General features: G+C 36.4%; 20 protein-coding genes. 2 read left to right on the top strand and 18 right to left on the bottom strand.

The annotated features are described in order from the left end of the window. Positions 1-574: 574 nt before the first annotated feature. The 3 genes from MKX53_RS07040 to MKX53_RS07030 all read right to left on the bottom strand — a co-directional run bounded on the left by MKX53_RS07040 (position 575) and on the right by MKX53_RS07030 (position 3,065). Positions 575-1,552, bottom strand: a complete 978-nt coding sequence (locus MKX53_RS07040; RefSeq protein WP_340910200.1) for a hypothetical protein — start codon at positions 1,550-1,552, stop codon at positions 575-577. Positions 1,553-1,914: 362 nt separating this feature from the next. After that, positions 1,915-2,628, bottom strand: coding sequence for a phage terminase large subunit family protein (locus MKX53_RS07035; protein ID WP_340762042.1), 714 nt, complete (start codon positions 2,626-2,628; stop codon positions 1,915-1,917). 53 nt (positions 2,629-2,681) lie between these two features. Then, complete coding sequence (locus MKX53_RS07030) at positions 2,682-3,065, bottom strand: hypothetical protein (protein WP_340910198.1); 384 nt, start codon at positions 3,063-3,065, stop codon at positions 2,682-2,684. A gap of 762 nt (positions 3,066-3,827) precedes the next feature. Between MKX53_RS07030 and MKX53_RS07025 the strand changes: the two genes are divergently transcribed. Continuing rightward, positions 3,828-4,298: a hypothetical protein gene (locus tag MKX53_RS07025; RefSeq protein WP_340762040.1), complete on the top strand. Its 471-nt coding sequence runs from the start codon at positions 3,828-3,830 to the stop codon at positions 4,296-4,298. A 21-nt stretch (positions 4,299-4,319) separates the two neighbouring features. Further along, positions 4,320-4,787 (top strand): hypothetical protein, encoded by a 468-nt coding sequence (locus tag MKX53_RS07020; RefSeq protein ID WP_340762039.1) that lies wholly within the window; start codon positions 4,320-4,322, stop codon positions 4,785-4,787. Positions 4,788-5,140: 353 nt separating this feature from the next. Here the strand turns inward: MKX53_RS07020 and MKX53_RS07015 are convergent, their stop codons facing one another. The 15 genes from MKX53_RS07015 to MKX53_RS06945 all read right to left on the bottom strand — a co-directional run bounded on the left by MKX53_RS07015 (position 5,141) and on the right by MKX53_RS06945 (position 20,448). After that, positions 5,141-5,695 (bottom strand): tyrosine-type recombinase/integrase, encoded by a 555-nt coding sequence (locus MKX53_RS07015; protein WP_340762038.1) that lies wholly within the window; start codon positions 5,693-5,695, stop codon positions 5,141-5,143. Then, complete coding sequence (locus tag MKX53_RS07010; protein ID WP_340762037.1) at positions 5,692-6,243, bottom strand: sigma factor-like helix-turn-helix DNA-binding protein; 552 nt, start codon at positions 6,241-6,243, stop codon at positions 5,692-5,694. The genes MKX53_RS07015 and MKX53_RS07010 overlap by 4 nt, the downstream gene beginning before the upstream one ends. 30 nt (positions 6,244-6,273) lie before the next feature. Further along, positions 6,274-6,444 carry a hypothetical protein gene (locus tag MKX53_RS07005; protein WP_340762036.1) on the bottom strand — a complete coding sequence of 57 codons (171 nt, stop codon included), beginning with the start codon at positions 6,442-6,444 and terminating at the stop codon, positions 6,274-6,276. Between the two features lie 354 nt (positions 6,445-6,798). Continuing rightward, positions 6,799-8,133: a type I glutamate--ammonia ligase gene (gene glnA / locus MKX53_RS07000; RefSeq protein ID WP_093534877.1), complete on the bottom strand. Its 1,335-nt coding sequence runs from the start codon at positions 8,131-8,133 to the stop codon at positions 6,799-6,801. A gap of 38 nt (positions 8,134-8,171) precedes the next feature. Then, positions 8,172-8,555, bottom strand: coding sequence for a MerR family transcriptional regulator (locus MKX53_RS06995; protein WP_093534879.1), 384 nt, complete (start codon positions 8,553-8,555; stop codon positions 8,172-8,174). 136 nt (positions 8,556-8,691) lie between these two features. Beyond that, positions 8,692-9,942 carry a methionine gamma-lyase family protein gene (locus tag MKX53_RS06990; protein WP_340768926.1) on the bottom strand — a complete coding sequence of 417 codons (1,251 nt, stop codon included), beginning with the start codon at positions 9,940-9,942 and terminating at the stop codon, positions 8,692-8,694. Positions 9,943-10,095: 153 nt separating this feature from the next. Beyond that, entirely contained in the window at positions 10,096-10,395 is a 300-nt protein-coding gene (locus tag MKX53_RS06985; protein WP_093534883.1) for a rhodanese-like domain-containing protein, read from the bottom strand. 74 nt (positions 10,396-10,469) lie between these two features. Beyond that, the gene (gene hfq, locus MKX53_RS06980; RefSeq protein WP_093534885.1) at positions 10,470-10,691 is read right to left on the bottom strand and encodes an RNA chaperone Hfq; all 222 of its coding nucleotides are present in this window, start codon (positions 10,689-10,691) and stop codon (positions 10,470-10,472) included. A 63-nt stretch (positions 10,692-10,754) separates the two neighbouring features. Next, positions 10,755-11,675, bottom strand: coding sequence for a tRNA (adenosine(37)-N6)-dimethylallyltransferase MiaA (gene miaA / locus MKX53_RS06975; protein WP_340910195.1), 921 nt, complete (start codon positions 11,673-11,675; stop codon positions 10,755-10,757). After that, positions 11,675-12,565, bottom strand: coding sequence for an alpha/beta hydrolase (locus MKX53_RS06970; protein WP_340910193.1), 891 nt, complete (start codon positions 12,563-12,565; stop codon positions 11,675-11,677). Before MKX53_RS06970 ends, miaA begins: the two co-directional genes overlap by 1 nt. Before the next feature lie 25 nt (positions 12,566-12,590). Further along, entirely contained in the window at positions 12,591-14,237 is a 1,647-nt protein-coding gene (locus MKX53_RS06965; RefSeq protein WP_340910190.1) for a glycerol-3-phosphate dehydrogenase/oxidase, read from the bottom strand. Further along, positions 14,238-15,749, bottom strand: a complete 1,512-nt coding sequence (gene glpK / locus MKX53_RS06960) for a glycerol kinase GlpK (RefSeq protein WP_340910187.1) — start codon at positions 15,747-15,749, stop codon at positions 14,238-14,240. It abuts the gene before it with no gap. Between the two features lie 12 nt (positions 15,750-15,761). Beyond that, positions 15,762-17,570 (bottom strand): DNA mismatch repair endonuclease MutL, encoded by a 1,809-nt coding sequence (gene mutL, locus MKX53_RS06955; protein WP_340910184.1) that lies wholly within the window; start codon positions 17,568-17,570, stop codon positions 15,762-15,764. 20 nt (positions 17,571-17,590) lie between these two features. Continuing rightward, positions 17,591-20,158 carry a DNA mismatch repair protein MutS gene (mutS, locus tag MKX53_RS06950; RefSeq protein WP_340910181.1) on the bottom strand — a complete coding sequence of 856 codons (2,568 nt, stop codon included), beginning with the start codon at positions 20,156-20,158 and terminating at the stop codon, positions 17,591-17,593. A gap of 152 nt (positions 20,159-20,310) precedes the next feature. After that, entirely contained in the window at positions 20,311-20,448 is a 138-nt protein-coding gene (locus MKX53_RS06945; RefSeq protein WP_340762025.1) for a YfhE family protein, read from the bottom strand. Positions 20,449-20,527 lie beyond the last annotated feature (79 nt).

The raw sequence follows: 20,527 nt of genomic DNA, 5'->3' as shown, positions 1-20,527 counted from the left end.
TTAAAAGTCATAATTAGTCACTACATATAAGAGAAAATTGGGCAACTTCATTAATTTGTATTGGGCAAGTTATATTTATAAAAGGCTGGGGTTGATTTCGTGCGGTGGTTTTGATTGTGAAATGTTACACTTAAACTAACGCAGAAGTTTGGTTGAACAAGGAACTGGATTTTTCACTATATAACATTGCAAATGATGTAAGGTATCAGAAACAGAAATGGATTTTATATCATCTTCCACCTATAATCAAAGTAATAATGGTCATTAAAATTTTAAGGAGAATCCATTATGTATTAACAAATGGATTCTCCTTTCTTTTCTTTGCTCTTGTCAGAACGACGCTATGACTCAGTTCAGCTTATTTAATTTTTTTCTTAAATAATAAGAAGAAAATCCAAATCAAACCAATAATAATGATAAGTATAGATCCATAAGTAGAAACCCAATAGATTGTTCCTGTTGGTATAACATAGTTGGCTAGGATAAATAGAATGACTCCGAAAAATAAATATAGGTGTGGTAATATATAATTCGTTATAACGTTCCCCTCCTATATAATGATATTTTCATTTAATTATTTGGGCATCTGGGCGTGAGGTTGCGGTCTGTGTTCAGTAAAATATTTCTGTTGAGAAACAGATATACCAAGGACACCCTTTGAAATTGTGAATGATGGTGAAATACTAACACTTTTTTCTTGGTGAGCGTAATGACCGTATGCGTCAATCAAACTTACGCTGCTAACATTAGGTTTAATATCATACTTCATAGAAATTTTATGAACCTGACATCTAACGCACCCTAACCCACCATCTACTAAATCTGCTGCTAGCCCGTAATCCCCATTTCGATTCCATTTAGAACTACTACTTGAATAGTTTATGGTTTGCAGATGAGTTAGAGAAACGGCAGATCGCACTACTTGAGTACCATACTCCGTACCTCTTACTGGTGATGTATTTCCATTTATACCAATTCCGATGATATCTTCATTAGTATTCAGAGCTCCTGTAGACCAATCAACTACATTATTAACAGTATAAACACCTGTGCTTTTTTTAGATACAGAAACAGTCATTTTTTTATATGAAGTAGATGAACTATCTGAGTCACTATATATCGTTAGCCTTTCATCATCTTCTTTAAGCCTTTGCCAATATTCCTCATAACTAACTTCTTCAACACTAGTAACAGGAAGAGAAGCTTTAGAATTCATATTCAAATAATCTTTCTGGATAAAAGGGTTATTTATAGTAGTAGTTATGTAATACTTTGTAGAATTGCTTACAAATTCCCTTTTTAAGATATCTTCTTTACTCTCACCTGAAGAAACCAAAAGTGTAATTACATCTAGGGTGAATCCTTTGTCTGTTAATGATTTTAACTCATCCTCCGAAAAAACAGGCCCTAATACTTTGACATGATTCTCATCCATTTCTAGTCCGTATACCATTTCTTGCGCTTTAAGATTTTCACTTTCTGCGCTAGCAAAAGTATTCACTGAAAAGAAAAATAATGTAGATAAAAGAATTGCTGTTAAAACTTTCTTCATTTTCTTCACTCTTTTCTATTTTTTTAGTACACACTGTAGTTCATCATCTTATTGCGATTCTCCAGTAAGTAGGTATTCTTCAACTTGTTTATCTGTCAGTTGAACTACTTTTGGACTAATAGATATTTAACTTTCATTACTGCTAGATGTGTTTGCCCAAAAAAACGAAGCCATGTTAAAGGTAAGTAATAATGCTGCCAAGAATACTAAAATGTATTTTTCATGTATTTCACCCCCCTTCATTTTACACAAGAAGATACCAAATATTGTGTATATCCTTAAAATAACATTTTTTCATGAAATGCCAAGATTTTATGCACAAATGGATATTTTCTTTTTTGAAAAACCTCATATTTTTTATATTAAAATAGAATTAATAAAACCTTGGTACTCGATTCAAACTCTTTTTCAATTCTGGATGCACCTTTATCAGTGGGTGCAGATACCTTTACCTTTTTACGATTGTAGAAAGTGGTTGTACGTTTTTCCTCTAAAGTTAATGGATCACCTTCTCCTCCAGCTGACACCGGAAAACGATCAATCTCATCCGCTAATAAAACACGAATTGCACGGGATGCTAAACCAGTAGGGGCATTTGCACCTGCCAGAGCAATAAATCCCCCTGGAAATGATTTTTGTAATATTGTATTTTCACCGTCACGTGATTTTGAGTTTGAGACTTTATTTCGTAATGAAGGGCAAGCTCTGAACATAGGTGCAAGACGTTCTTTTGAAAAGTTCTTTGCAGCTTGTTCAGTTGGTTGCAACATCATTATTGGATATGGTTCCATGTCTATAAAATAGCCTAGGGCATTTAATAATATTTCTGACTTCCCTACTTGCGCTGAAGACATAATTACAATATCTTCATAGCGTGGGTCTGTAATAGCATTCATAATTTCGCGTTGATATGGAGCTCGACTTGTATCCCATTGTCCAGGCTCAGCAGAAGTTTCAGAGAGTAACACACGAAATTCGTCGGCCCATTCCGAAACTGTTAAATCCGGTGGAGGAGACAAATTTTCTTTAATGCTGTTTTGAATTAGCTTTAATGTTGCTAGGTATTCTTTACTCATTCAATCCATCGTCATCTTCAATAAAAACTTCTTCTTAATAAAAGTCTTTTGCGTTATATTCGGCTAATTCGGTCATTGCTTCGTGTATACCTGATTTCAGTTAAGTAGGTTTTACCAGCTACACGAGATGCTATTTTGGATGGAAATGCTAAGAGTTTTCCTCTAAAGTGACCTAGCATTTCATTCATTACACGTTTAACATCTTTGGAACGGTGTAAATCGCCACGCATAACTTGTACCTGCAACTCTGTTTTTTCACGTCTTGCTCTTGTCCAATAAGCTTCTTCTACTGTTTTATCAACCACTTCTGTACGTTTGCTATCTAAATAAGCAATGTATGCTTTAATAGATTTCGGTAAATCATACTTTCCATGCGATACCCTAACCACTGCATTTTCTTTCGTATATTGACGGATTCGAGCCTCTGAAACACCCAAGACTATCGAAATTTCTTTGCTACTAACAATCTACGCAGAATCCTCTGAACCTTTACGTGTCAAGCACTCTCACCCCTTTCAAATTCTTAAATATTCATATTTTATTTCGAAAACGTAAATCACCGTTTTCGTTTTGTAACTAGACGACTTTCGGGCTCGAAAGCACCCGTATGTCAATTTAAAACCCAGGAGAACCTAGTGTTTTTTTATTCACCTTTTGAATATCATATACAACCTCAATTAATAACAATAAATCCTTATTATTAAAGGTTTTACGGGTCATGAAAGGAGATGCACATGACATGTAGTATGCAATGTTTTAATCATTGCTCTTCACTATTAGTGGGCAGTCGCTTACATTAACCCTTTGAGTTCCCTTCAAGTGATAGGGAGTTGAACTCATTTTCAAACGCTCAAAGCTTGATAAATCAACAAACTAAAAAGGAATTTCATTTCAGTTCGGTTAATACTCTTATTGAAGGGAAGTAAAACGATAATAGATCTGTTAGAACTAACAAACGTAGGTTGTTCTATAAAAATAAAAAAGATATGTTAAAGGTAAGGGTTGATTTTTCGTGAGGTTAATAGTTTGTAAAATGTTACACTTAAACTAACTAAGCAGATTATTGAATAGGCTTATGTAAGGTTATTATTAAATTGATTTGTAGATACTCCCCAAAATAGAAAATAGTAAATTTATACTATTTTAAAATAAACTGAATTTTTCTATAATTATGGCTATAATAAAGGAGGGAGAAATCAATGAAAAAATTTTTATTTTTATGTTGCACTGTTTTCATGCTGGTACTGTTAAGTGGGACAACCACTTCTGCCCAAGAAAACCTTAGTTACGAAGAGGTTATTAACACAGAAGTAAGTGAATTGAATGAAGATTTAATTTCTGATGACTTAGTTCCTTACGGATTAATCAAAAAGCCTGAACTTGCAGGTGATATGGGAGCCTTAGCTTCACGTTCAACTTATGTAGGTAAAGTTAGTGGTGCCAAACAATACCATAATAGTGGGGATTATAACAAAGGTCTTACTGAAATGACTAAACTTGGAGGTAGAGGCGAAGTTTATCCTGTTTATAATAATAATGGAACATTACAATGGCGAAAAGATGGATCTGACGGAGTAGCTTTTTATTATCAAAGTAGCTCTTTTACAGATGGACTACAAAGATGGACTATAAATTTCCCAGGATATAAAATAAGGTTTATGGACAGTTAATTATATTGGGGGAAGATAATCTTGGAAAATGGAAAATTAATTATTTGGGAACCACTTGAGAATAATCCATTTGATCGTTTTAAAGAACCAATGAATTTAGTATCTATGCACTATGATGGAGTAGATTTGGAATTAACATTCTCGGCATTCAACAGTGGACAGGAATTTAAATTCACATACATGCAAGATGAAACTAATTTTTATGCCATTCGTCATTTTCGTATTCTGAAAGAATTAACAAGAAATGATATTGAAATCCTAATTGGTAAATTACGAGAGGAAAGGGAAGTCGCAGGATTGACAAGGTTCGCATACGATCCCACTTTTTACAAAATAGAAAATTCAAGTTTTAAATCCTGGTATAAAAGTATTGATCTTTCCTTGCCATTACCTGAAGATTCTCATCTTGAACATCACTTATATATAGCATCGGATTATTTTATTGACGTCCTAAGTGAACAACAACCCACAATCACTAAATCAACTTAGATAATATAAAAACTGAATACTTTTGTTTTATTTCAACTATCTAGTTGAAATAAAATTGTCAAGGACAAGGGTGTTCTCATAATAAAGGATATTTTAAAAACTCATAGAAACTACTACTGCTGTTTTAGTTATACATGGCCATCATTTCGATGGTCTTTTTTTATGTCCAATATATTAGTTAATCTCAGATATGCATTGTGAAATGTTACACTTAAACTAACGGTGTGCTTTAGTAAAAAAGGACATCATTTGGAGAACAAATCTAAGCTCATTTTATATGTGTATTTTAAATCAACCTTTATCTTTAACATCACCAATAATAAAGTCAAAGAGATATAATTCCCTTTGCCTCTCTAAAGGTTAGCAACGTTTTCATCAAACTTAGCTTGTTGCATACCTATGTATCTCAATGTTATTTTGGGTGAAGAATGATTGAACAGGTCCTGCAAGTCCGCAAGATCTTTATGTTTTGTATAATACATATGGCCGAACGTCTTCCTCATCGAATGAGTTGCTATTGGTTCCGTATAACCAATTTCTTTCGCAGCCTTCTTTAAAAACTTATCTACTGTGCTGCGTTCAATGGCTTTATTCTTACCAGTGCGAGTTTTTTGTCTAGATTCAAACAGATAATCATATTTATTTTTGTTCTTAATCAATCGTTCAAGTGGTCTCTTTAGATTTCTATGGATAAATACTTTTCTTGGTTTCTTTGTTTTTCCTTCTACTATGTCTAAATGCATCTTTCCCTGGACATCTTTAACCCTTAATTTTGTAATGTCTGAAATACGGAAACCAGTGTAAATCCCAATTAAAAATAATACTAAGTTTCTATCACTGGTGTTCTCAAAGTATTCAATAAAGGATTCTCTCCACATTTCATCACGTATAGGTTCAACAGATTTCATAGCATAAACCATCCTTCCGCTTTTATCTTTTCTTTAATTCTTTTCATAGTCACATCTACCGTACCTTTAGGGATTCTCAGACTTTCAGCTATTTCACTATGTGTTGCTCCATCTGCTTTTAGTGTCAATATTTCTTTTTGTTTAGCGTTCAGGATTTTAGTAATTTCCTTTACTGATGTCTCTTTCATTATTTCTTTTTCCTTATCATCTTCATCAAATAGCCTTTCTATTGAATCGATACTTTCAGACTCATCTTTTCTTAACTGAATCCAATAGGGTTCAAAAGGAACTTCTCTCTCTTCTGATGCTCTTCTGCTAATTTCTCTTCGAGCTCCTGGACGTTTACCGATAGTGATCCATTCGATTGAATATTGTAGATTTGAAATCCAACTGTTTATAATCTTTTTGTCTTCTTGCAGCCTAATTAAAATGTGAAGTGCCTTTTTATGTTTTATCCGTTTTGCAATCGTTATTTTCTTTTCTAAACGAGTACGTAGTGCACGGGTTTCTTTCAAAGTTTGTTTGTATTCTACTAATAATTCTCTCAAATCGAATGCACCACCCTTCTTTTATCTTTGTCAAAAGGCTCCACCTTTGCATCTTGTATAAGTACCACGATTACAACCCATAAGATTTTTCAAATCTTTATTTGATAATTTTTCTTTGACTTTAGTGTGGGTAAATGGACAATTGTCCTTTGATGGCTTTGCAAATCCTATTTCAGTAAGCTCACTTTGAATCGTTCTCATTCCCTTCACTCCTCATTAAATAATCTTGCGAATCATTTGTTTTGGTCTACGATCTATTACTTGGTGCGTGATTTTCTTCCGAGAAAAATTCATACGATACTGATTCTTTTTAGTCTTTTGCTTTTCCTCTTCCAACTGATAAAGCTCTATCCACTTCCCTTTGAGCCACGGCTGATATATACGCTCATATTTCTGAAAACTTCGAACAAAAATCAATGGATAAATTTGATGACTTTATGAAATCTCGTGAAAAATAATTGGGCAAAAATTGGGCAAAACATTATATGTGCCCAACAATTATATAAAGAAACAATAAAAAAGCGTTGGAAGCTTAGTGCCCCAACGCTTTTACTATTAATACATTTTCAAGTATTGCTCACGTTCCCATGGGTGTACAGTTGTACGGAACATATCCCATTCGATTTCTTTCGCTTCTACAAAGTTAGCGTAGATATGCTCACCAAGGGCTCCGCGAATAATTTCATTCTTACCTAATTCTTGTACAGCAGCATGTAAAGTTGGAGGTAGATTATGAATACCATTTTCAATACGTTCCTCTTCTGTCATCACGTAAATATTACGGTCTACTGCTGGTGGAGGAGTTAGTTTATTTTTGATACCATCTAATCCTGCTTGTAGAATTACTGCCATTGCAAGATATGGATTTGCTGCAGGATCTACTGAACGAACTTCAATACGTGTACTTACACCTCTTGAAGAAGGAATTCGGATTAAAGGACTTCTATTTTGTCCTGACCAAGCTACATAACAAGGTGCTTCGTATCCAGGAACGAGACGTTTATACGAGTTAACTAACGGGTTTGTAATCGCTGTAAAGCTTTGTACATGCTTCAGTACTCCAGCCATAAATTGCATAGCTGTTTCACTTAAGCCAATTTCAGCTGATTCATCATAGAATGCATTGTTTTTCCCTTTAAATAGAGATACGTTAAAGTGCATTCCTGAACCATTTACACCAAATAGTGGTTTTGGCATGAATGTCGCATGCAATCCGTGTTTACGTGCAATTGTTTTAACAACCAGTTTGAACGTTTGAATATTATCACATGCTGTCACTGCATCAGCATACTTAAAGTCAATTTCATGTTGACCTGGAGCAACCTCATGATGAGATGCTTCAATTTCAAAGCCCATTTCCTCAAGTTCTAAAACGATATCACGGCGACAGTTTTCACCTAAATCCATAGGTGCTAAGTCAAAGTAACCACCATGGTCATTCAGTTCAAGTGTTGGCTCTCCCGCCGCATCTAATTTGAATAGGAAAAATTCAGGTTCAGGTCCTAAGTTAAAGCTTGTAAATCCTAACTCTTCCATTTCCTTCAAGACACGTTTTAAATTATTACGGGGATCTCCTGCAAATGGAGTTCCGTCTGCTTTATTTACATCACAGATTAAACGAGCTACTTTCCCTTTGCCCGTAATCCACGGGAATACTACCCATGTATCTAAATCTGGTACTAAGTACATATCTGATTCTTCAATTCGTACAAATCCTTCAATAGAAGATCCGTCGAACATCATTTTATTGTCAAGAGCTTTATCGAGCTGACCCACTGGAATTTCTACGTTTTTAATCGTACCTAGTATGTCTGTAAACTGAAGACGAATAAAATTCACCTCATGTTCTTGAACGAACTTTTTAATATCCTCTTTTGTATACTTGCTCATTATTTCACTCTCCTATTTAAGTTATATATGAACCTCGATTATCTGAAAAATCGAGATAGGTCCCCTTGTCGTAAAGAAGCTCTTTGTTGCCTTTGAGCTAAATGCATTTCTTCTTTTACAATCGCACGTAGTTCTCTGTCCGAAATCACTTGTCGAACATCTTTCGTAGTAATTGGACTATTCTTCATTTCAAAGATTTGTTTAATCCCAGCGATATTAACTCCTGTTTTTAGTAGATCCTTAATCTCCAAAAGTATATCTATATCATCCAATGAAAACATGCGTTGTTTACCTTCCGTCCGTGCAGGGTGAACCAGTTCTTGCTCTTCATAGTAACGAATTTGTCTAGCAGTCAAACCAGTCAGCTGCATAACAATATTCATCGAAAGTAATGGCATCGAGCGTCTCCATTCCTTTTCCATCACTGCACCTCCTAGTAGGTTATAAGATTATTATATGTTATGTTAGCTAACATGTCAACATCATGTCAGGAAAACTAACAATTATTTTTCAGAAAATTAAAACCACTCCCTTTTAATCGGAAATGGCTTCACTTTACTATCTGTTTAACGTTTGTACGGCCCCTAAAATAGCATATTTCACATGTTCATATGTTAATCCACCTTGGATAAACGCTGTATAAGGAGGACGAATCGGTCCATCAGCTGTTAACTCCATACTAGAACCTTGTACAAATGTACCTGCCGCCATTATGACATCATCTGCATAACCAGGCATATAAGCCGGTTCAGGCATAAATTGAGCATTTACCGGAGAATGCATTTGTATTGCTTTGCAAAATTGAATCATTTGTTCAGCATTTTGAAAAGAGACCGATTGTATTAAATCGGTGCGCGGCTCTGCAAAATGGGGTTCCGTGTTCATTCCTACCTCCTCTAAAAGAGCTGAAGTGAAGATAGCTCCTTTGACTGCCTGAGATACGACATGTGGGGCAAGGAAGAATCCTTGATACATATCCATTAGCGCATGTAAAGAAGCGCCTGCTTCCGCTCCTATACCAGGAGAAGTCATACGGTATGCACATTTAGTGACAAATTCTTCTTTACCCGCTATATAGCCACCAATTTTCGCTAGCCCACCACCTGGGTTTTTAATCAGAGAGCCCGCCATTAGATCTGCCCCTACATCGGTAGGTTCCAACTCTTCTACAAATTCTCCATAACAATTGTCTACGAAAATTACTGCATCCTCTTTTATACTTCTAATTTCGATAACCATTTGCTTAATCTGATCTATTGTAAACGAAGGACGTACCGCATAGCCCTTCGAACGTTGAATAGCAATTACCTTAGTATTGCTTTTTACAGCATTTTTTACAGCATCCCAATTGATGTCCCCAGTTTCCAGTAAATCTATATGATTATACGATATACCAAAGTCAGCTAAAGACCCTGTATCCTCTTCTCCACCACTTACGATCGATTGTAACGTGTCGTAAGGTTTACCGGTTATATATAGCAATTCGTCCTGTGGTCTTAAGACGCCGAACAAACTAATAGAAATAGCATGTGTACCTGAAATAATTTGAGGGCGAACAAGCGCAGCCTCTGAACCAAATGTCGTTGCATACACTTTTTCTAATGTATCTCGTCCCTCATCATCATAGCCATATCCAAAGGATGGGTGAAAATGATGATCACTAACACCATGTGTCTTAAAGGCTTGAATTACTTTTTGTTGATTTAAAAAGGCAGTTTTTTCTACAAGCTTTTGATATGGCGCTACTTTGGATTCTACCTTCTCAGCAAGCTCTAATATTTCCTTCGATAAAGTTGTTGTAAATGTCATGTTATATTCTCCTAATATTTATATTACAAATAGAAAAGACTAATCTCATAAATGAAATTAGCCCTTAGTTATTATCAAATATACCTTGGCCTATTTGAGCCCAGACTTTATCGAGCTCTATCGATAAAGACCACTGTAATTTGATAAGTTAAGTTAGAACTGTAACTCGCCGTCCCAGTCCATCATACCACCAGCAATGTTCGTAACCTCATATCCGTTTTCCTCTAAAATCTCACAGGCCATTGCACTACGGCCACCTGCTTTACAAACTATGTAATGAGGAACTGATTTGTCGAGTTGATCCATGCTGTTTTCGATTTGACCTAAAGCGATATGTTTAGCTCCAGGAATAATCCCAGTTGCCACTTCATCACTTTCACGTACATCTATGACACTGATTTGCTCACCAGCATCTAATTTTTCTAAAAGTTGTTCTGTTGTAATAACATTCATTTTAAACTCTCCGCTTCTGTGATTTCTTCTATAAAATCATAATGGGAGCATAGCTATCTGTCAAACAATCCATATTATTCTTCTGTCAGTTTAACTGGTTTTGAAGGAGCAAATGTGGAAATTGCATGTTTGTAGATTAACTGTTGCTTTCCATCTGATTCAAACAGGACAGTGAAATTATCGTATGACTTAACTAACCCTTTTAGTTGGAAACCATTTAACAAAAATACTGTTACAAAAATGTCGTTTTTTCTAAGTTGATTTAAATATAAATCCTGAATATTTGTAGGTTTCATCCCAATACCCCCATTATACAATTTGCATGTTTAAACACACTACTATGTTAATATTCGCTTTTTTTATTCTTTTTCCTGCATAAACTCATTAATTTCTTTCGATATTTTTTTTGCATCCGTGAAAGGATTAAACCAATTAATAGCCATTTTGTTTCGGAAATAGGTTAGTTGCCTTTTTGCATACCTTCTCGAGTTTTGCTTTAATTGTTCTATTGCATCATCGAAGGAAACATCTCCGTCCAAATAAGCATATATTTCTTTATAGCCAATTGCCTGGATGGATTGCACATCTCTAATCCCTTTACTATGGAGCATTTTCACTTCTTCTAGAAGGCCATTTTCCAACATTATATCTACTCGCTGATTGATACGATTATATAATTGCTCCCGATCTATGGTTAGGCCAATAATATAATGATGATATACTTTCTCATGGCCTTGGTTTTGCTCTATAGCATTCTTTTGTTTCCCTGTAAGCTCTACTCGTTCAATTGCCCGAATTACCCGTTGGACGTTATTCGGATGTATTTCCATTGCTGCTTCTGGATCGAGAGAATGCAAAAGGTCAAATAGATCAACAGGAGACATTTTTTCTAATTCGGCGAGTCTGTTTTCATCGCGATTCGGTTGTTCCGTAAATCTAAAGTCAAACAGAACCGACTGAATATATAGACCAGTTCCTCCTACTATTATCGGAAGTTTACCTCTTGCTGTAATTTCTTCAATTTTTCCTCGGACGAGGCTTTGGTACTCCGCTACAGAGAAACTCTCTTCTGGACTTTTAATATCTAGAAGATGATGAGGAATTCCCTCCATTTCTTCTTTTGTAACTTTTGCAGTTCCAATATCAAGCTCACGGTACACCTGCATGGAGTCGCCATTAATAATTTCTCCATTAAATGCTTTAGCCAATTCAATACTTAAAGCTGTTTTCCCAACAGCAGTTGGCCCGACTATAGCAATTACGTTTGTTCTATTTAGCATTATTCCAACATCCAATTTACAATTATTTCATATGTTTGAAGTTTGTTTACCTCTTTTAGTATTTCATGCCTTGCATCCTCTACCAAATGGACAGTAACTTTAGACATTCCGACTTTTTTATAGCCATTTGCGACTTTAAATAAATCCTTGCCATCCTTACCAACAGGGTCCTTGATACCACTAATAATTAAAACAGGTAAATCTTTTTTTATATGATTATTTTTTTTGTCATCGTGGATTATTCTTAACCCATCAAATAGGTCTATATAAAATCGGTTCGATGGTATGAAACCACATAACGGATCTTCTATATATTTTTGTACTTCTGTTTCATCAGTTGTAAGCCAGTCAAATGGTGTCTTCGTATCTTGAATTTGTTTATTAAATCCTCCGAATGCCAAACCATTTATCAAAGTCCCTTCAGATTTTGGACTTTTAGCAGCGGATACAAGCTGAGCGACCACTTTACCGATTTCACCCATAACTCCAGGACTAAAAGTAGTACCTGAAAGGACCACTTTAGTTAATGAGTCGCTATACTTTTGCATATATCTACGAGCTACAAACGACCCCATACTATGGCCAAATAGAATGAGCGGCATATCACCCAGATCCTCTCGCACATGCAATAACACTTCCCGAACATCTTCTGTTACACGCTCGAATCCTAACTTATCTGCAAAATAACCAAATTCACCGTTTTTTTCAGCAGTTATGCCATGACCACGATGATCATGACCAGTAACGACAAAACCTTTACTCATTAAAAATGTTGCGAATTCATCATAACGACCGATATGCTCTACCATTCCATGTAGAAGATGGATATGAGCTATTGGGGGTGTATCAGGGGAAAACTTCACAATATGAATAAGATGATTATCTGACATTTTGCCTTCTAAGATAGTTTTCAGCTTAATCCCTGCTTTCTTTTAATGTAGCTTCGGTATAAAGTATTTCTAGTTGTTTATTAAACGCAGTCGTTTCTTCTTTAGAGTAATGCAATAATTGCTCCATCACTTTTACTACTTCTTCTTTATACTCTTTAAAATGCTGTATATCAAAATAGAGCATACCTGTTCTTCTTACTAAAAAGTCGACAGGAGAATATGCCATTTCTTCATGCACCGCGTAATAGATTTGAGCGATAAGCGATAAAGGCAAAGTTGAAGGGATAGTAGAAAGAATTTGTGCATTCTGAAATACTTTATCGACATTCGTCCCATACATTTTAGCCAATTTTCTACCTTCTATACGAGATAGACCATAAGCTGGAGCCATTTCTTCCTTCTGAGTAAGAAAGGCTTCCCATTGCTCAGAGCCACCAATATCCCCACCGGATAACGCTAAGCGTTTAGTAACACATGGACCATATTTTTCATTTCCTAATTGTTTGGATATTTTATCGACAATTGTTTCTGCCATTTTCCGATATCCTGTTAGTTTACCTCCAGCTATTGTAAATAAGCCTGCCTCCGATTGCCAAATCTCATCTTTTCGAGAAATTTCAGATGGATCCTTTCCATCCTCATATATTAATGGACGAACCCCTGCCCAAGTAGACTCCACTTGATTTGCTGTAACGTGAACTAATGGAAACATTGCATGAATGGCTTCAATTAGATAATCGACATCTTCCGGCGTTGCTACAGGATGTCGAATATCACCTTCAAAGAATGTATCCGTAGTCCCTACATATGTTTTTCCATCTCTTGGGATAGCAAAAACCATTCGTTTATCAGGAGTATCAAAATAGACAGCTTGTTTAAGAGGGAAAACAGATTGATCGATAACCACATGAACACCTTTTGTGAGCTTCAGTTTTTTGTTATTTTCAATAGCATCTAAAGCACGAACTCCATCTACCCAAGGACCAGTAGCATTTACTATTTTTTTTGCATGAATCGAAATTCTTTTATTGCTTACTGTATCTACAATTTCCGCTCCAATTACCTGGTTATAGTCATCATAAATAAAGGAACGAGCTTTAGCATAGTTTAAGCACACTGCCCCTTTTTCCATTGCTTTTTTCATGACCTCAATGGTTAGTCGAGCATCGTCCGTACGATATTCAACATAATAACCTCCACCAAGTAAACCTTTACTTTTTAGGAGGGGTTCTTTTTCCAGAGCTTCATGGTCAGAAAGCATTAATCTTCTCTCATCTTTTTTGACACCAGCTAAATAATCATACATTTTCAACCCAGCTGATGTAGTGAGAGGACCAAATGTTCCTTTTTTATGAAAGGGCAGTAGCATCCATATAGGCTCCGTCACATGAACTGCATTTTCATACACTATTTCTCTTTCTTTGCCTACATCCGCAACCATTTTCACTTCTAATTGCTTTAAATATCGTAAACCACCATGCACAAGTTTTGTTGACCGACTAGAAGTTCCCGCAGCAAAATCCTGCATCTCTACTAACGCAACAGACATGCCTCGAGTAACGGCATCTAGCGCAATACCCGCCCCGGTTATACCTCCACCTATCACCAATAAGTCAAACTCATAATAATTTAAAGTATTCACTATTTGCTCGCGTTCTACAGAAGACTTCAATCATTCCACCTCTTCATCTGAAAGTTTGAAAATACGTGTTGCCTCAACTGCTTTTGTCCAACCTCTATATAGATGATCTCTTTTCTTCGTTTCCATTTTTGGCTTGTACTGCTTTTGACTTTCTCGCAAGTTAGTAAGCTCTTGTTCATCTTTCCAGAAGCCTGTAGCTAGACCCGCTAGGAAAGCCGCTCCTAATGCCGTGGTTTCATTAAGCTTGGCAAGTTCAACAGGCAAATTTAACATATCACTCTGGAACTGCATAAGAAACTCATTGCTTACTGCTCCACCATCAACTCGCAATGTCTCTACATCTACTCCAGAATCTTTTTCCATCGTATCAAGAACATCTTTTGTTTGATAAGCGAGGGATTCTATCGTTGCACGGATGAAATGCTCTTTAGTTGTTCCCCTAGTTAATCCGAAAATAGAGCCTCTCGCTTCAGAATCCCAATAAGGCGTTCCTAATCCTACAAATGCGGGAACAAAATAGACCCCGTCTGTGGATCCAACTTTTTTTGCATAAACTTCAGATTCAGGTGCACTTTTTATCATGCGAAGCCCATCTCGAAGCCACTGAATTGCAGAGCCAGCAACAAATACACTACCTTCTAACGCGTAGGTTACTTTTCCATTAATCCCCCACGCAATAGTTGTCAATAAACCAGACGGAGAGGCAACTGCTTCTTCGCCCGTATTTAAAAGCATAAAGCAGCCAGTGCCATATGTGTTTTTCGCCATGCCTTTGTCAAAACAGCATTGCCCAAAAAGCGCAGCCTGTTGATCTCCAGCAGCTCCTGCTATATCTATTTCTTTACCGAAGAAAACAGAAGGATCTGTCTGTGCATATACCTCAGATGATGAGGCAACCTTTGGAAGCATTTCCATAGGTATAGCAAGCTTCTCGCAAATCTCTACATCCCATTGCTGATCATATATATTATAGAGCATTGTTCTGGAAGCATTAGAGTAGTCCGTAACATGGGCTTTTCCATTAGAGAGCTTCCAAATTAGCCATGTATCTATCGTTCCAAAAAGTAATTCACCCGCTTCTGCTTGTTCTCTCGCACCATCCACATTATCCAGAATCCATTTTACCTTTGTTGCAGAAAAATACGGGTCCAATTTCAAGCCCGTCTTCTCTTGGAAAAACGTTTCTAAATTAGCCTTCTTCAATTCTTCAATGATGGATTGTGTTTGTCTCGATTGCCAAACAATCGCGTTGTATACTGGTCTTCCCGTGTGTTTGTTCCATACAACGGTCGTCTCCCGTTGGTTTGTAATTCCAATAGCATGAACGTCCTCTGGTTGGCTACCACTTTCCGTTAGAACAGCAGCTAATACGGATAATACAGATCCCCAGATTTCTTTTGCGTCATGCTCAACCCAACCAGATTTAGGAAAATATTGTTTAAATTCTCGTTGAGCAGAGTGAACAATATTGCCGAGCTCATCAAATAGTATTGCTCTAGAGCTTGTCGTTCCTTGATCGATCGATAATATATATTTTCCCATTTTGGCTTCCTCCTACATAACTCGTTTGAACATTTTCTCCACTTCATAAGTAGAAAAATGTATGATAACTGGTCTACCATGTGGACAAGTCAATGGATGCTTTGCATTTTTTAAGCTTTCAAGCAACTGCTCCATATCCCTCATCGTTAAATAATGATTTGCTTTGATAGAAAGCTTACAGCTCATCATAATTGCTGCATCTTCTCGCAGTTTTTTTATATCTGTTTTACGGTTATTCAATACTTGTTCGATTAGACCTTCAATAATCTTTGTTTCTTGACCCTTAGGGAACCATGTAGGATAATCTCTTACGACAAAGCTTGAAGAACCAAACTCCTCTAAAAATATCCCTACATTTATTAATTCATCCAAAGACTCTTTAATACGGTATGCCTCGTCCAAAGAATAGTGAAAAGTTAGCGGCAGCAACAGCGATTGTCGCTCATCTGCATTTACTTCCCCTATCTTCTCCTTGTAAAACTCATATTTAACCCGTTCTTGTGCAGCATGTTGATCTATTAAGTAAAAACCATCATCACTTTGGGCAACAATGTATGTTCCATGGATTTGACCTACTACATGTAAATCAGGAAATGGCTTCTTCTCTTCGATATTTTCAACTGGTTGGACTTCGAAGTCTGTAAGCGGATCTACTTCTTCATATATGATACTTGTCTGTTTTTCAGGTGAACTGTGAGCCTGGTCAAAATACACTCCATCATTGGCAGGTGTTATTGGATCCTTTTGAACTGGCTCATACGTCTGTTTAAAGAAATTGAATTGTACACTTGGTTGCTTTTTCTCAACTGGCTTCTCTATAATTTCTGGTGGTTTCTGCACTCGATGCATAATAGAACGGATTGTTATACGAACCAATTCCATTAGCTCTTTTTCTTTGCTTAGTCGAATTTGATGCTTGGCTGGATGAACATTGACATCGGTAAGAATTGGATCCATTTCAATATTTAGAACTACTATTGGATATCTACCTATCGGCAACAATGTATGGTAGCTATCTACTATCGCATTATTTATACCATAGTGCTTTACCCAACGACCGTTCACTAAAACCGTTATATAGTTTTTAGATGCTCTCGTTATTTCTGGCAATGTCGCAAAACCAGAAATACGAAAATCCGATGAATCATTGTCGAAAGCGACCATTTTTTTCACGTTAGATATTCCGTATATGGCAGCCAAAACTTGTTTTAAATCGCCTCTACCACTCGTCTGCATAATGGTTTGTTGATTGTGCGTAAGTTTAAAGGCAATCCCTGGATAACTGATTGCTAAGCGATTTATCAAATCTATTGAATGACCTAATTCCGTTTGAATCGTCTTCAAGTATTTTAAACGAGCTGGCGTATTGTAAAATAGTTGACTTACAACAATATCCGTTCCTCTCCGAATCGGACCTGGGGTATTAGATATTACCCTCCCACCTTCTAACTCTACTTTTGACCCAATATTTTCACCATTTGATGTCCATAAACTAATCTTAGATACAGAGGCTATACTAGCAAGTGCCTCTCCCCGAAAACCTAATGAACGGATTCTAAAAAGGTCATGCTCTGTAGTTATTTTAGAGGTCGCATGTCTAGAAAATGATTTTAGCGCATCATCTGCGTCCATCCCCTTACCATTATCGGTAACTTGAATTTTAGACAGTCCTGCTTCTTCCAGCGTAATTTCAATAGAAGTACTATCAGCATCTATGGCATTTTCAACTAATTCTTTTACAACAGAAGCTGGTCTTTCCACCACTTCACCGGCTGCAATTTTGTTGGACAGCAATTCGTCCATTACAATGATTTGTCCCATTTCATTCACCTACTTTTGGGTTATTCTAGCTCTTTTTGTAGCTCGTATAAAAGTTGTAACGCTTCTAATGGAGTAGTACCCGATATATTGACTTTCTTTAACTTTTTCATAATTTTATCTGTCGCTTTATTTTCTGGGTTAGTAACTAGTTCTTTACGTATCTTTGGTTGCTCATCAAAAAATGATAATTGCGTTTCGCTTACATTTACAGCACTTTCTCCCTTTTCTTCCTGATCTTCAAAAGTTGCTAAAATCTCACGGGCACGGGAAATAATTTGTTCTGGTAGTTGCGCCAACTCAGCTACGTGAATACCGTAACTCTTATCCGCTGGGCCATCTTTTAACTTATGTAGAAAGACAACTTTGCCATCTTTTTCTGTTGCTGAAACATGAACATTTCGAAGCTTCGATAACGATTCTTCTAACTCAGTCAGTTCATGATAATGTGTAGAAAATAGCGTATTAGCACCTATATTTTCATGAATATATTCCATCATTGCCTGAGCTAAGCTCATGCCATCATATGTGGAAGTACCGCGTCCAATCTCATCAAACAAAAGCAAGCTCTTATTTGTTGCATTCATAATAGCATGCTGTGATTCCATCATTTCAATCATAAATGTACTTTGGCCACCCGCCAAATCATCCGCAGCTCCAATACGAGTAAATATTTTATCGACAATTGGTAACTTTGCAGATTCAGCAGGTACATAGCACCCTATTTGCGCCATCACCGTTGTAATCGCGATTTGTCTCATAAAAGTACTTTTACCCGACATATTTGGTCCGGTGATCAACAGCATATTGGTCTCTTCCGTAAGTACACAATCATTCGGTACATATAGCTGATTGTTCATCATTTTCTCAACAACTGGATGTCTACCTTCTTTAATGATCATGGCATTAGAATCATGAAACACAGGCTTTGTTAAACGATGGTCCTCTGCCACTTGAGCAAATGATATAAAGACATCTAGCTCACTAATTTGTTTAGCCAATTTCTGAACAAGCGGTATATATGTTTTAATTTCTTCCCTAACTTGGGTAAATAGTTCATATTCAAGTACTAGGCTTTCATCTTCTGCAGATAAAATAAGAGATTCTTTTTCTTTCAGTTCATCCGTTATATATCTTTCAGCGTTCGCAAGCGTTTGTTTTCGAACATATCTAGACTCATCTGCTAAATGAATATACGATTTAGTTAACTCAATATAGTAGCCAAAAATACGGTTATATCCTATTTTTAGATTTTTGGCACCTGTAATTTCTCTTTCTCTTTGCTCTAATGCGGCAATCCATTTTTTACCGTTAACGGAAGCATCGCGAAGTTGGTCCAGTCGTTCATGGTAACCGTTATTAATCACTCCACCGTCTTTTACGGCAATCGGAGGATTTTCACTGATTGCTTCTTGTAACTTTCTCCAAATAACTTCACAATCCTCTAAAGCAGCTCCAAGTTTTTGCAACACCGTATCTTCCGATTCACTGAGTAGTTGCTTTATAATTGGCACCTTTGAAAGAGATTGTCTTAACTGCGCAAGGTCCCTTCCTCCAGCACTTCCAAATCCAATTCTTCCTACAAGTCTTTCTAAATCATATACTTCCTTAAAAGCTTCTTTAATCTCCTCACGAAGCATAAAGTCATTTAGAAAACTTGTCACTATTTCTTGACGTGCTTCAATCGATTGTTTGTTTGCAAGTGGCTGATGAATCCATTGCTTTAACTTTCGGCCTCCCATTGCCGTTACCGTTTCATCTAGTAGCCATAATAACGTCCCTTTTTGGTCACCACTTCGGATAGATGATATTAGCTCTAGATTCCGTTTGGAATGGTAGTCCATTGCCAAAAAGGATTCTCTTTGCTGAAACGTGAAAGGCTGAATATGTAAAAGAGATTGTTTTTGTGTTTTTTGAATGTATTGTAAAAGTCTTTTTACTGTTTGATGCGTTTGTTTGGGATGATTCGGAATGTACTTTTGAATCGCTTCATCTGTTAACTCCTCTTTTTCAATCGAAACCGTAAAATCATGGATAGTTGATAAATCATTAATCAGTACATACATTTGTTCACTGACGATTAGTTCTTTTGCTTGGATGGAGAGTAGTTCCTGTACGACCTCCTTTTCATCACCAGAAAGAATAGTCGTAAAACCATCACCTGTCGATACATCCAAATAAGCAAAAGCAACTTCGTTTGATGCAAGTAAGTCAGCAGAAGCAATAAAATAGTTAGACTTGGTTTGCATTGCTTTTCCTTCTATTAGCGTCCCTGGTGTAACAAGACGTACAACTTCTCTTTTCACAACACCCTTTGCATGCTTTGGATCTTCTACCTGCTCACAAATAGCGACCTTATATCCTTTACTTATAAGTGTTTCAATATATCCTTGCGCAGAATGATGAGGAACGCCACACATCGGAATATTGTCCTTCCTACTGGTCAATGTAATTTCTAAAATCGCGGCAGCTTTAATAGCATCATCATGAAACAATTCATAAAAATCACCTAAACGAAAAAATAAAAACGCATCTATGTGGTCTTCTTTAATTTTTAAGTATTGTTGCATCATTGGAGTCTGTGTAGTCATTTAAATCCTTCTCTCTTCTTTACTAATATAATGATTATACCAAAAAACAATGAAAAATGAGGGAGTTGGAAGAATCAATGAAAGGATTCATCTATTCATGACGAATAAAATGAACCCTGAATAAGTAACCTAATCAGGGTTCAAATAGTCTGTTACTTTTTAATTGGATTTTTCTTAAAAGACTCTTTGTCAGCACGCTTGAATTCTTTTGGATATATAACTTCTTGCATCGATGATAATCCGTTATCTTTTAGTTTGAACTTTTCATGTGGTTGCTTACGTTCTTTCATTGAGAACACTCCTCTCGTTTTTAATCTTTGTTAGTTTTTCCTTTATCACGAGAGATATTCAGTGTTTTATAATGGAATG

This window comes from Psychrobacillus sp. FSL K6-4615 (genome assembly GCF_038008225.1).
GTDB lineage: Bacteria > Bacillota > Bacilli > Bacillales_A > Planococcaceae > Psychrobacillus > Psychrobacillus psychrotolerans.
The sequence above is the reverse complement of the archived record's forward strand: the minus strand, read 5'-3'. Positions and strand labels throughout refer to the sequence as shown.